This window comes from Cohnella sp. LGH (assembly GCF_017671885.1).
GTDB classification, from domain to species: Bacteria; Bacillota; Bacilli; order Paenibacillales; family Paenibacillaceae; genus Cohnella; species Cohnella phaseoli.
This window is the reverse complement of record NZ_CP072117.1, coordinates 2,447,037-2,460,523: the sequence shown is the minus strand read 5'-3', so window position 1 is coordinate 2,460,523 and position 13,487 is coordinate 2,447,037. Positions and strand designations below refer to the sequence as shown.

Sequence of the window (13,487 nt, the reverse complement as noted above, 5' to 3'; positions counted from 1 at the left end):
CGCCGCAATTTCCTTCAGGCAGCTTCAGAACGTTTCGTAAACTTGAGGATCGATCCCGAACAGTTTATGATCTACCTTCGTTCCTCGGCTTCTTGAAATCGACGAACGGAACGGTTTTGCCGCCTCCGGCGACGGACTCAACCGACAGTGGGAACACCGAGCTCCACACCACCGCGTCATACACATCAATGGCGGGTTTTCTCCCATTAAGAATCGCCGTCGCGAATTCCTCCAGCACCAGGAAATCGCCGCCTCCGTGGCCGGTTCTCTCCGCCTCTTCTCTCCAACGCCGCCATACCGGATGCTCCCACCGGTCCTTATGCAGCCACAACGACTCCCACTCCGGATGAGCGGCTTCGGATGCGCCTTCCAGCCAAATCAAAGGCTCATCCTGATCGTGCCTTCCCGATAAATAAGCTCCTGAAGTTCCTTGCAGCGAATAATGCGTCATATTGTGAGGGCGCGCGGACTGAACGTCGTATTTCAAGGTAATCAGCGCGCCTTTCTTTGTACGCAGCATCGTGACGGTCGAATCGCCCAGCCCCCAATATTCCGGCTTGGAGCCGGGGTGCTCATCGCCGAAATGTTCATGGAAATACTTGGCCGACGCACGGCTTTTGGACACGAATGTAGATAAACTCTCCAGTTCATCCCCGCCCTCTCGGCCGATTGCCAACCACTTCGCTACCGGTCCGAGAGAATGTGTCGGATAAGTGCAGCCATTATAATCGCGGAACAGATTCCCGCGCCAAGTCAAGCTGCCGTCGGAGGCATGAAGCAATTCGCGAACGTCGTGGATGTAGCCGCACTCCGCATACGTAATCTCCCCGAACACGCCGTGTTCCGCCATATGGCCAACCATCATGTTCGGCCGCATAAAGCAGTAGTTTTCGGCCATCATGTACGTGAGACCCGTTTGCCGTACCGTCTCGACCAGCTCCCAGCTGTCCTCGATGGACGTGGAAGCGATCACCTCGCTAATAACATGCTTGCCGGCACGCAGCGCCGCTATCGCCTGCCGGGCATGGTAAAATAGAGGCGTTGCCAGAAATACGGCGTCTACTGAAGCGTCCTCTAGGAGCTTCGCGTAGTCGAGATACGCTTTAACGCCTGGATATTCGCCCTTCCACTTATTCAATACCGCTTCGTTCGTATCGCATACGGCGACTAGTCGTACTTTATCTGTCAACGCTTTCAGCGCTTCGCTAAAAGCCGAACCTCTTCCTCCGCCTACAACTGCCAATCTCACGCATTCCATCATGTCGCTAGGTCTCCTCTATCCTTTAATCAGACCGATTCACTTCATTGCTCGGAACTCGCTATTACTTAATAATGACGGTATTCCAGCCCATTATCTTTCCAAACCGTTCCAAAACTCGGATCGTGTCGCCATACACGACTACGCCGTGATGCGTCCCTCCATGCTCGCTATACGCGGTTAGAAAATCGGCGACCGGAATGACGGGTTGGAACCATCCGCGAATGACATCCCTCATTCTGTCCTCGCCATCTCCTTCCACCATCTCCACTGGCGACAGAAGCAACGAATAGGAGTTGTTTCGTCCCGGAGCCAAATTGACGTAGACCGCTTGACCGCCACGGAATTTGCCGTATGCGACGACGGGGTTGCCGGCATCCGTAAACGGAAAGCTTTTTTCCATAAGATCGGGCTTTCCCGCAGCGATTCGCAAATTCATTTCGCCCATGTGGCTCAGAAAAATCAGGTTGTTGTGCCAATCCGGGCAGAACATTTCCGCGAATGAAGTGTCCGGGTAGACGGACAGCAGCGCGCCCACTAGCGCGGCGGTCAACACGTCGCCCTCTCCCGCATAGCCGATGCCTCGTTCCATCGCTTTGCTCGCTTCTAGAAACGGCATGCAAGGCAGCGCCGACGCACGGGTCACTTCCAGGAAGTTGGCGGTGAATGCCGTCAGTTCATTCCGTTCGATCCAATCTCTGACCGCAAGATCCGCCTTTGTCGATTGCCGATGAGTTTCCGGATCAAGCGTACCGGAGTGAAAACGAACCGCGTTCAATTCCATCTCCCGGTCTATACGCTCCTCGGAGATCGAGTCGAACGCGTTACCGGAATCAAGAGGATCTACGAAAATCGCTTCGATCCCGATCCAGCTGCGCAACTCGTCCGTCGGCACCCGGAAATCCCCCATACCGTCAAACGGTTTGCCGATCGAGCCGACTTTGGCGTTTCTAAGCTTTTTAGCGATTTTCGCGGCTTTCGCGTTGTCTGCGACCCGATCCAGGACGTCGGAATCCGCCCAATGGCCGGCTTCGATCCGAAAGCTCTTGCCCTTGCGGATGAGCAGGTTGCACATATCTTGAACGCCATGAATGCCATGGTTGTACAAAATTTCGTCCGGGTGCTGCGAAGGACCGAAATCGTAGGTTGGCGTCGTATCCAACACAATCAAAGGAAGCTCGGTAGCTGCCAAGACGTCGGCGGATTCAAGAGAAGGCGAATAGGCCAAATGCAAGGTTACGATAGCGTCCACTTCGGCTTGCTCGAACGCTCGAACCGCCGCTTCGAATTCCGGCTTGATTCTGCACGCCTTCGCTTGTTCGACTTCCAATCCTCTTTTTTCCATTTCGGAGACAATCGTAAGACAAAATGCATCAACCCGTTCTCTTGCTTCCGGCCAGATATCGTCATAGAGCTTGACATATAAAGGCAGCAGTCCGATTTTCAGATTGTTCATTTGCGTTGCTCCTTCTCTATGCTATCGATGAGGGATCGGGCGTTACCGTAGAAAATATTCTCGATGTCGGATTTGCTTAATCCTTCCGCTGTCGCAGCTGCGCGAAAAGCTTCAATCTCCTCGTACATAAAGAACGTCAGGGAATCCGCCTCCGCTCCTTCGACTTCGCGCATGTGGGAATCTCCCGACACGTCCCCGTACATCCCTTTCGCAACCAAATTCACATAATTGCCGTTTTCGCAAATCCGTCTCGTACGCATTCGCAAGATTGGAAAGTCGCTGCCGAACAAAATTCGCTTCGGTCCGACCGCCCGGATCAGCTGGCGGAACACTTCGGTATTCGTGTTGGCGCTGAAGTCGAATACCATGTTTCGCGTTTCTGCTAAAATATCAAAGGCATCGCCTACATCCTCCGGACAGTATGCTCTTCCTACATGGGCAATAATGAGCTTTATCGACGGATAGTTGCGTTCGATTTCCAGCATCTGCGCCAAATTGACCGGGTCCTTAAGTCGGCCGTCCCGGGGGATATGCAGCATCGCCATCCAGCCATGCCGATTCAGCACTTCCAGCTGATGGTGCGGCAGAAAATCGAAAATCCGGATCTCCTTCTCCGGGATGTAGGGATCGGCAAAATTCAAGTACACCTTGCAGCCTAGAAAACCGCCGCGCTCTATCCCCTCTTCGAATTCCGCGGCGCTCTGCTGCGGTCTCGCGACCATCAAGGACGGCAAACGATGCCGTTCCGCGCAGCTCTTGACATATTCGTTCCCTGCGGCGATGTCATAGTCCATGCTGACTTGAGAGAAGAGGAGCGGCGTCACTTCCTTGCCGGGAAACATCAGCCGATAAGTCTCAAACAGGTCCTCGATGGAATTGTCCTTGGCGACCAGCGTCGGCCATGTTACCGCTCTCACAGGCACGGAAGAGGAGGGCTTTCGAATGCTGTCCAACCATACATGCGTATGGATATCTATAATTTTATCCGGCAAAAAATCTCTCAGTTTCTGCTCGTAGAACTTTTGGTCGACGTCCTTCACTTCAAACAACGTTTTCACTTTGCATCGCTCCCGAGATTCATATACTTGTTCATAAATTGCCTGTACTGCGCCTGGTAGATCGCGGTCGTACCGGGGTCCGGCTTCCGAACAAGCTCGGGGAAAGACAATTGCTTTAGCGCATCCCGCTCATCGGAATACAGCCCCGCGCCTATCCCCGCTATCATCGCGGCTCCGGCAGCTCCCGCGCAGGAACCGTTGACCGTGCGAATATCCATGCCAAGCACTTCGGCCACGATTTGCGGCCATGGAAACGTCTCGGACGGCCCCCCTACCATTGTCGCGGCGGCAAACCTTGTGCCGTTCGCTTCGAGCTTGTCGATTTGCGCCTTCAAGAGGAACGCGGTGCCTTCCATAAGCGCTCTTGCGATTTGTGCTTTCCCGGCCTGCACAAGATCGCCGGGAATCTCCTCCGCACTCGGATTGACGAGAAGTCCGCCCGCCCCGGCACTGACGGATTCGGCCAGACGGTCGAATTCGCGATAACGATCCGGTCCGTCGGCAATATACTTACGGATGTAGTCGTCTATTGAAGTTGCGATCGCGGGAAGCGAAAACATCGCGCCCCACGGTCCCGCAGGTTGAAGAAAAGGATCCGTCAGCATTCGCAGCGACACGGATTGGCGTCTGTCTTTTACCGGCCAAAACCCAACCCAGGAAGTACCGCAGGAAATGAGCAGCTGCCCCTCCTCGAGAATTCCGGTTCCTCTTGCCGCGGAAGGATGGTCGAAAGAGCCAAGCACGACGGGCGTTCCTTGCACTAAACCAGTCTCGTCCGCAGCCTCTGAAGTAATATGGCCAATGACATCCCCTGTGGAACGAATCGGCGGCAGCTTGCTCTCCGGTACGCCCAATTGTTGCAAATAGGGCGAATGCCACTGCGCCGTTTTCTGATCCTGCAAATAAAAAGTGGTGGCGGTCGAGCGATCGATACTCCAGTTGCCCGTCAATCTGAAATGAAGATAATCCGTGCTCATGCAGATGACGGACGATGCATCCAACAGCTTCGGTTCATGACATCTCAGCCAGGCGAGATGCGCGAGCGGGAAAGTATCAAGCAGCGGCCAGCCAACCGTATCGTGTACTTCGTCGGCATCCAGCTTCCCGAACACCGCGTTCATCTCGTCGTTTACGCGCTGATCCATCCAGCTAAATGCCGGAATCATCGGCTCGCCCCGCTCGTTCACCAGTACGGTGTTCCCGCTGGCCGAAGCGATGCTGAGCCCGGCAATGGAGCTTCCCTGAGGCAAAGCGTCAGCCAGTCTGCGGATGACGTCAACCGTCAAACGGTACAACTGACGAACGTCAAATTGGATCCCGCCGTCATCCATCCTTTGATAGGCCGTCTCGCTTTTTTCCCGAGATATAATCGAACCCTCAACCGACATCAATACTCCTTTGACGGCAGACGTTCCAATGTCAAGTCCGATCAGATAGGCATGCTCTCGGTTCGTTCCGCCTGACATCGCGATCCCCTTTCTCGGTAGCAGGCTTGGCCCGATTTCACCGTTAGACTGTTCTTACTTCAACGCCTTTTTCCTTAATTGCTGCGATCTCGTCCTTGTTCGCGTTGTGATTGGAGACGAGACAGTCGATTTTATCGATATCTTCGATTCGAGCGAAATTGGCTCGCCCGATTTTCGTATAGTCGGCCACGAGAATTCTTTGGTCCGCAAGAGCGATCATTCTACGATACAGTTCCGCTTCCAGGTGATGATAGGTCGTTACCCCGAACTCGGAGCTTACGCCGTCCGACGAGAGAATAAGCTTATCCGCCTTATATCTGTTCAACTGGTTGATGGCATCGTCGCCGGAAACAAAACCGTACTGCAAATTGATCGTGCCTCCGAGCATAATCACGACGTTCAAGTTGCGATTGAAGCCGGCTTCATGGGCTACGGGCAAGGAGTTGGTAATCACAATCAGGTTTTTATGATTTTTCAATTCCCTCATGACATAGAGAGGAGTCGTCCCGGAACCGATAATCACCGTGTCTCCGTCCGAGATCATCGAAGCCGCCTCAGTCGCTATCCTTCTCTTCTCTTCTTCGTTCGTTTCCGTTCGATCATGGAATGTCATATTGTAATAGTTTTTGTAGTTGCTGATCGCGCCGCCATGAACGCGCTGCAACAGCCCTTGCCCTTCAAGTCCGTCCAGGTCTCCGCGAATCGTCACTTCCGAAGTGCCGAACAGCTTGCTTAAATCCGTCACCTTGACTTTGCCGTCCCTCTGAAGCAAGTCCAATATTCGTTTTCTTCTCTCTTCGATGTCTATATCTCCGCCGACGGGTTCGTACATCATCATCCCTCCAAATTCGCTAATGCGATCCGACAATCAGCCCGACTCTTGCGCTTCAATCGTCTGCAGCGCTTCCCCCATGATCTTCAACAAGTAATCTATCATTTCTTTGGTTGCAATGATCGGCGGCTTCGTAAGCGCGGCGGGAGGACAGCTGGCTTTGTACGTTTGAGCGCTCACGTCGATGCACGCATCATTAAGCATACCCGTAAATCGCGAGACTGTCTGTGCCTCATAAAAGAATAGGGTTGTAAGATGGCCCATTCCTTCTGTCCTTTCAATAAGAGCGGGATAACGAGACGCCAGCTCTCGAAGATTATCTTCGTAGTATTCGCCCATGGCACGAATAAAGGATTCGTTCTCTTCGGTAAACTTCATCGTAATCAAATAAGCCAATGCCGCCAGCTCTTCCTGACCGTTCGTAACCAATGCCCCGAACTGGTTCAAGTTGTCCATCTCGGCGGTCGTAATGATGCGGGAAGCCGGATATTGGCCGCCCGGGAAGCCCTTCCCGATCACGACGAAATCGGGATTCAGTCCATACTCGCGGAACAAATAGATCGTAGGATACCACATGCAGGATTGAATTTCGTCGCACATGATCGGGACATCGTTGTTATGGCACAATGCGTATACCTTGTGCAAGTAGTCTCGATCGAGCTTGATGCCCCCGTAATTCATCAATATAATCTCGTGCATAAATCCGGCAACCTTGAACGGCGGCTTATTGTAGCGCTCGAATTTCTCCTGGAAATCCTCCCAATCATTAATTTTCACCGGGCAAACCTTCAGGATCCCCGCTGCTTCCATCTTTTCGTAAACACCGGGCCACATGTCGCGCATCAATTGAGCAAAAATCGTCGTTCCGTGATAGTTCGCTTTCGCGCCGCCGTCATGATCCCCCATGACGAAAAATACCGGTGTCCGATCTGCATACTTCGATTGCGGAAACATCCCGTCAAGTTGATAAAAACGCGCGAGCATCATTTTGATGCCGGCCTCGCAGGCCAATGACCCGGTCTCCAGGTTGATGACGCGATTCAGCACTTTCGCCTCGCGCGAGGCCAATATGGAGTCCAGACTGTCCGTATCCGCCAGACTTAGCCCGTTGATTAACCTGATGAGCTCTCTCTCAAGCAAGCGAGTAATATAGCCGCGAGTATTATTATGGGATGCATTCGTTATTCCGAGAGCTCTTGCGCGATCAATCAACTTGTAGCCAGGGAAATTATGTCCGAGCGGCGTATGATAATGCTCGCTCTTCGCCGCCAAGTAAAGCCTGCCGTCTTCGCCTAATCGGAAGAAACCGAATCCGCCGATCGGACTGGCTTTCGTATTGCTTGCGTTTTTGAAAGCATCCGTCGGAGCTCCGGCAAGCGCTTTCTTCATCTCCGGAACAAATGGCTTGCCTACGTTTTCCAGCAAACCGTTCATTTTGCTTACGTATGCCTCCGGCAAAAACTCGATTTCATCCGCTGCAAGACGTTCGGCTTCTTCGTTGTCCAGCTCTAACAGCGATGTCGCCGCGGAGATTACGGCAGTCATATATTGATTTCCTAGCAATTGAGATAAAGACATTTTAACGGATTTCAATAATTCCACCTCGCTTTCCTGTTGTTCAAATTTCTTTGATGTTGTGATTTCATTCTATTTTATTCCGATTTACTTGTCAATTTGTTTCTTTATTGTTTCGTTTTTATTTTCTTTTTTGTTTTTAGTCGAAAGGAATAGGCTGCTCTCCGCTATTTTATCGTGCGCTTGTAGAAAATAGGAAAGAAGGCCAAGCAAGGAGCACCGCTAGCGGCTCGTCTCATTTAGCTAACAAGTAGGAAGCGCATCGTGGACAATTCGATTCGCAAATGGTAATATGTACCGTCCAAGGACGAAAAACGAATCGGGGGGTGGAATACGAATGCAAGATAAATTGGCGCTTGCAAACAAAGCCGCATGGGAAACAAAGGCTTATCGGGCTTGGGTTCAACAGTATGGAACGCCCGATGAACTCGCGATTGAGCTGAAGCGGGAACACCGGCATCATCTTCGATATTGGTTAAAGTACATCGGCGATCCGAAAGGCAAAAGAGTGATTAACCTGCTGGGCTCGCACGGGCGAAAGGCCATTTCTCTCGCATTGCTTGGCGCCGAGGTTACCGTAGTCGACATCTCCGAAGAAAACCGACTATATGCCACCCAGACAGCCGCTGCCGCCGGTGTTGAACTCCACTATATTTGCTCGGACGTCTTGTCCATCCCGGACGAAGAGAGCTTGGGCAAATACGATATCGTGTTGATGGAATTCGGAATTTTGCATTATTTTGCGGAGCTTAACTCGATCTTTTCCGTAGTTCGTCGCAGATTACGGGACAACGGCCGGCTTATCCTGACTGACTTTCATCCTTTCGCCCGTGCTTGGGTAAACACGAATAACTTAAAACAACCAACCGGGAATTATTTTGACGATGAGATCAGAGAAGGAGAAGTCGCTTTTGCTAAATTGCTGCCTGAAGAGGAGCGCTCTGATTTGGGGAAGGTGTTGGTGCGAAGCTGGACTGTCGGCGACATCCTTACTTCCATTGGGGCAGCGGGGTTATTAATACGGGCATTCGAAGAAATTCCCAGGCCCGCGGATCGACGATTTCCAGAGTTTTATACTCTGATCGCCGATAAAGTTGGCATTGAATTGTCTCCATTGTATCCTAACGGTCCGTCTGAGTAGATGCAACGTGAATAGGTATCTGGGGAGGGCTTATTCAATTCGTCTGAGCGGATGCCACGCTAATAGGTGCCTGGGAAGGACTTATCCGATACGTCCGAGCGGATGCCACGCTAATAGGTACCTGGGAAGGACTTATCCGATACGTCCGAGCGGATGCCACGCTAATAGGAACCTGGGAAGGACTTATCCGATACGTCTGCCCCCCTCCCCTTTCGGCGACCTATAAAAACTCTTCTTCTATACACTTCATCATGTCATACGCACCAGACGACCGGTTTGAACATACAACGGCTTTAATCGATTTACGCGGATAATAGGAAGAGTGGAAGTTTACGCCAGGATCGTAGCCCATCACGTGATACTTTACGATTTCGTCATTTTTATTTTTCGCGATCCAGACACCATATCCGTAATAATTGTCACCGTTATCCACCTTTGCATGAGCGGCAATCATTCTCTCTGTGGTTGAAGGGCTTAATAACTCATATGTCATAAGCGCTTCCCAGAACTTGACCATGTCATGGACAGTTACAAATGCTCCGCCGTCGGAACCGCCCTTGGCAGGCAAAGAGTAAATATTTGTTTTCCACGTACCGTCCTGGAAGTCAATATATCCTTGCGCTGTCTGCGCTGGAAGTCGGTCAAACTCAAAATAACCCGACCCGCTCATCCCAACCTTGTTGAAAATATGATTCTGAACAAACTCGGAAAAGCTTTGACCGCTCGCTGCTTCAACGATCAAGCCCAACAAAATATAGCCTGCATTGTTATAGCTAAATCGCGTCCCACTTCTAGATTTCATGGGTCTGTCCTGAAACAGCGGTAAAAAATCTTTGAGTTTTCTAATATGGTACATCGGCTTCGCGCGCCACAGTTCTTCGTAGTCATTCATTATCTCTTCATCAAAGTAGTCCGGTATTCCTGAAGTGTGCGTTAGAAGATGATGGACGGTTATTTCTTGATCGAAATTCGGAAAGTCAAAATCAACGCAGTCTTTGAGCCTGGAATCGAAGGAAAGCCTCCCGCTGTCTACAAGCTGACAAATGGCGACCGCAGTGAAAACCTTGCATCCTGAAGCAATTCCAAATCGTGTCCCTGTTTGATTCTCTATTTGCTCGGATCGATTCGCATATCCGAAGCTTAACTCCGCCAAAGAATTCGATTCTTCTTTCACCAAAATCGTTCCCGAGAAATCGTTATTTTCCTGAATGCGTCGAAGTCTCTCGGCCATGCTCGTTGGCATATAACCACCTCAATTCTACGATGTAAAGCTTCCAGTCTACGGCTTAAATCAGCCGTCGCCCGTCTTATCCCTATCCCGTATGCTCAGGAGGCACTTCTCGAGGCAAACGAACCTCGAAAATCGTGCGCACTACGCTGCTTTCCGCCGAGATGACGCCCTGATGCTGTTCTACAATATTTTTAGCGATAAATAGACCGAGTCCCGTACTGCCTTCATGGTAGGTGCGGGCTTTGTCGCTTGTATAGAACATATCGAAGATATGCGGCAGGTCCACGGGAGAGATACTATCGCCGTAATTGACGATTCGAATGACCGCCTCGGCTCCTTCGGGCAAACAATGAATATCGATGTACTCCCCTTCTCTGCCGTAACGCGCCGCATTGCTGAGCAAGTTCTCGAACACGCGGGCCAGCAGTTCGCCATCCCCCCTCACCGTCACCGCCGGAGTGACATGCAGTCGCGAGGTCAGATGATGGTTTTCCAGCATCGGATACAATTCTTCGTTCAGTTGAAGCAGCAGTTCGCTCAGATCGATCGGATTGCGATCGATTTTCAGCTTGCCGTAATTCATGCGGGTCACTTCGAACAATTCATCGATTAGCCGTTCCAGACGCTGCGACTTCGTATAGGCTATCGTCGTATAATGCTTGACCTGCTCCGAAGGCAACTGATCGTTCTTCAGTATAAAATCCAAATAGCCGATAACCGAAGTCAACGGCGTGCGCAGATCGTGCGCCAGATTTAGCACCAACTGCTCCTTGCTGTTCTCGGCAAAATCGCCTCTTTCCAGCGCCTGACGCAGCTTCTCCCCGGCCAGATTGATATCCCGGGCAATATCGCCGAATTCGTCATTGGATGGAATATCCAGCCGCGCGTCGAAATTACCGGAGGCAAGCTGATTAATCCCGTCGGAAATATCGCGAAAATATCGAGCATACCGCTTGGTGAGCAGGAAGAAAAACCAGATGGCAAGCGGGACGAAGAAAATGAGAAAAAAGTTGATGTCGCCGATCTGTCTGATCAAGATGCGAACCTGCGTCGACGGGTCTTCCAGCTTGGTCGTATAGTAATACATCTGGGCAGCTTTATAGATACCGAACGTGACCGCAGCGGCAAGCAGCATGCTAAGACCAAACAAGGCGACCATATTAAACCTGAAGCTGCGGGTTGGTTTAGCCATCGAAGGAATACCCTACTCCCCATACGGTTTTGATCCGTTTGTTTTTGTTCCAATCTTCGCCAAGCTTCTTGCGCAGCGTACGAATATGCACCATCACCGTATTGTTGCCCGTGTAGTACGCTTCGCCCCATATTTGCTGGAAAATATTTTCCGTGCTGAATACCTTCTTCGGATGCGAGGCGAGCAGATGCAAAATATCGAACTCCTTAGGAGTCAGGTTCACGGGCAAACCGTCGACGATAACCGTCCGTTCCTCCGGATGAATCACGACACCTCCGACCTCGACGACAGCCGGCTTGTCCGCCTCGACCGGACGGTTGAACTGCAACGAACGCCTCAGTTGGGCGTTCACTCGCGCGACCAATTCCATCGGATTAAACGGCTTGGTCATATAGTCGTCGGCTCCTTGAACGAGGCCGGTAATTTTATCGAGGTCGGAGCTCTTCGCACTCAAAAAGATGATCGGCATATGATGTTTGTCCCGGATTTGTCGGGTCACCTCGTAGCCGTCGAGCTTCGGCATCATAATATCGAGAATGGCTAGCTGAATCGGATGCTTCAGAATCGCGTCCAACGCCTCCTGCCCGTCCTTCGCCTTGATGCAATGATAGCCCTGTTTGATCAGGTGCAGTTCGACGAGGTCGGCGATTTCCGCTTCGTCGTCCGCTATCAGTATCGTAATCCGTTCCACTGATCTTTTCCCTCCCGAATTTGAAGAACAGAGCGGACAATAGGTATCCGGCAAATCCTCCGGTCGTGTTCAAAATGAGATCATCTACGTCGAATCTCCCGATGGAGAAGAGCGCCTGGGCCGTTTCCAGCGACAAGCTGAGCGCAAAAGCCAGTGCCACAACGCCGATTGCTCCTTTTCCTTTTCGTGCCCCAAGCCACCCAAGCAGCAGACCAAACGGCACAAAAATAGCAATATTGCCGTATACATTCACCTGACTGTGACTCGTGGCCGCTTTCAGCGCGCTCGTAATTTCATGCAAAGGAATCAGATTTCCTTGCTTCATTCTCGTTAGAATAAGCGCCGGATCTTGAAGGCTGGCCTGCAGCTGCCGAATCAGATAGGCTGGCTCTGCGAAATGGCCCTTGAACAGAATGATCTTCACCAAAACATATAAGTAGACAGCAAGCACTGCGCACAGCAGGACGGTTTGTCCGTTAATAAGCGGCCGCTTGGTTATTGATCGCTTCATAAAGGACCCGCCTCCTTCGCGCCCGATGCATCCGAGCCCCAGGTCGTGACGATCACTCCGTCCATATTGTTTCCTGACAGAAAGTAGCTGCCTGCGATCGGAATCGAAAGCGAGCGCTTGCCCTTCACGGCATAATAGGACACAACGTACGCTGTACCGTCCACTTTGGCCTGAATCTGCCCTTGTTCCTTTAAGTAATCTACGTACTCTTCCAGCACAAAGTCCATCTTCTGCATAATCGCGCTGTGAGGCAGTCCGACGTAGCGAAAATGCCAAGGCTCATACTTAACGCCCGTAATCTCCGTCTTGTTCTCCGGATAGCGCAGCACGAAGCCGTACTTCCATGCGTTGCGTTCCAGCCACTTGCCTTCCGGAGCCTCCTTCATTAATCCGAGCGCAGACCCGACGTCAAGCGCTAGCCCGAGGTTATGTTCGCTATGGCCCGGCGGGTTGGCATAGTCCGCTCCCATTTTATCATATAGCTCGGCTTGTTTCTCCACGCTTCTGTATCCGCTAGTAATCAGAAAACGATCGACGCCGTCGGTCTCGGCCGCCTTGATCATCTCCACGAACCGACTCAGCAGCTCCGGCGGCAGCTCGACGCTGTCGTCCAAAATGCCGATCCCCTCCGCCAGCTCCGGCCGCTCGAACAAATTGACCACGTCGGGCAGCTTCGCTCCCTTCGGCACGGGGTGGCGAGAATTGATGAGCAGCAAATCTCCCTTGTAGATCTCACCGGGATCGATTTCCAACATCATCTGCCGTCCCGCTCCCGGCTTTTCGGACTCCGCACCTTCCCAAGCCGCTGCCGTGCCTTCCCGCACAACGACCTTATTTTCCTCCGACCCTGCAGACTTCAACTCATTCCACCCGTATCCGAGCAGCAGCAAAATCGCGATTCCGAACAACAGTTTCTTCATGCTGCGCATCCTCCTTTAATCTTCCTCAAGAATAAAGGGGACTTTTTAAAAATACGGAGGGGTATACCTTAAGAAATTATTAAATAGCTTGACCATTCTTATAGAAAAAAAAAGACGGTGCACGGGGTTGCCCTCCCTGTACCGCCGCCATTTTAA

General features: G+C 51.6%; 11 protein-coding genes and 1 pseudogene. 1 reads left to right on the top strand and 11 read right to left on the bottom strand.

Going from position 1 to position 13,487, the window contains the following annotated elements:
* Positions 1-64: 64 nt before the first annotated feature.
* From J4772_RS09910 to J4772_RS09885, 6 genes are all read right to left on the bottom strand, one after another.
* Positions 65-1,261 (bottom strand): Gfo/Idh/MocA family protein, encoded by a 1,197-nt coding sequence (locus J4772_RS09910; protein ID WP_209075099.1) that lies wholly within the window; start codon positions 1,259-1,261, stop codon positions 65-67.
* Positions 1,262-1,322: 61 nt separating this feature from the next.
* Positions 1,323-2,714, bottom strand: coding sequence for an L-arabinose isomerase family protein (locus J4772_RS09905; RefSeq protein WP_209075098.1), 1,392 nt, complete (start codon positions 2,712-2,714; stop codon positions 1,323-1,325).
* Positions 2,711-3,772, bottom strand: coding sequence for an amidohydrolase family protein (locus tag J4772_RS09900; protein WP_209075097.1), 1,062 nt, complete (start codon positions 3,770-3,772; stop codon positions 2,711-2,713). The genes J4772_RS09905 and J4772_RS09900 overlap by 4 nt, the downstream gene beginning before the upstream one ends.
* Complete coding sequence (locus tag J4772_RS09895; protein ID WP_209075096.1) at positions 3,769-5,238, bottom strand: xylulokinase; 1,470 nt, start codon at positions 5,236-5,238, stop codon at positions 3,769-3,771. Before J4772_RS09895 ends, J4772_RS09900 begins: the two co-directional genes overlap by 4 nt.
* Before the next feature lie 43 nt (positions 5,239-5,281).
* A complete protein-coding gene (locus J4772_RS09890; protein ID WP_209075095.1) occupies positions 5,282-6,106 on the bottom strand; it encodes a DeoR/GlpR family DNA-binding transcription regulator in 825 nt (274 codons plus the stop codon).
* Positions 6,107-7,615, bottom strand: coding sequence for an aminotransferase class III-fold pyridoxal phosphate-dependent enzyme (locus J4772_RS09885; RefSeq protein WP_247741066.1), 1,509 nt, complete (start codon positions 7,613-7,615; stop codon positions 6,107-6,109).
* A gap of 367 nt (positions 7,616-7,982) precedes the next feature.
* Here J4772_RS09885 and J4772_RS09880 point away from each other — a divergent pair, with 367 nt between their 5' ends.
* Positions 7,983-8,786 carry a class I SAM-dependent methyltransferase gene (locus J4772_RS09880; RefSeq protein ID WP_209075093.1) on the top strand — a complete coding sequence of 268 codons (804 nt, stop codon included), beginning with the start codon at positions 7,983-7,985 and terminating at the stop codon, positions 8,784-8,786.
* A gap of 220 nt (positions 8,787-9,006) precedes the next feature.
* Here the strand turns inward: J4772_RS09880 and J4772_RS09875 are convergent, their stop codons facing one another.
* The 5 genes and pseudogenes from J4772_RS09875 to J4772_RS09860 form a co-directional block, all read right to left on the bottom strand.
* The gene (locus J4772_RS09875; RefSeq protein WP_209075092.1) at positions 9,007-10,029 is read right to left on the bottom strand and encodes a serine hydrolase domain-containing protein; all 1,023 of its coding nucleotides are present in this window, start codon (positions 10,027-10,029) and stop codon (positions 9,007-9,009) included.
* 70 nt (positions 10,030-10,099) lie between these two features.
* Positions 10,100-11,209 (bottom strand): sensor histidine kinase, encoded by a 1,110-nt coding sequence (locus tag J4772_RS09870; protein WP_209075091.1) that lies wholly within the window; start codon positions 11,207-11,209, stop codon positions 10,100-10,102.
* On the bottom strand, positions 11,202-11,900 hold the full coding sequence (locus J4772_RS09865) for a response regulator transcription factor (protein WP_116058806.1): 699 nt from the start codon (positions 11,898-11,900) through the stop codon (positions 11,202-11,204). Before J4772_RS09865 ends, J4772_RS09870 begins: the two co-directional genes overlap by 8 nt.
* 85 nt (positions 11,901-11,985) lie before the next feature.
* Positions 11,986-12,411: pseudogene (locus J4772_RS37500) on the bottom strand (VanZ family protein); the annotation flags it as partial.
* Complete coding sequence (locus J4772_RS09860; protein ID WP_209075090.1) at positions 12,408-13,331, bottom strand: M15 family metallopeptidase; 924 nt, start codon at positions 13,329-13,331, stop codon at positions 12,408-12,410. The pseudogene J4772_RS37500 and the gene J4772_RS09860, both read right to left, overlap by 4 nt.
* Between the last annotated feature and the right edge of the window lie 156 nt (positions 13,332-13,487).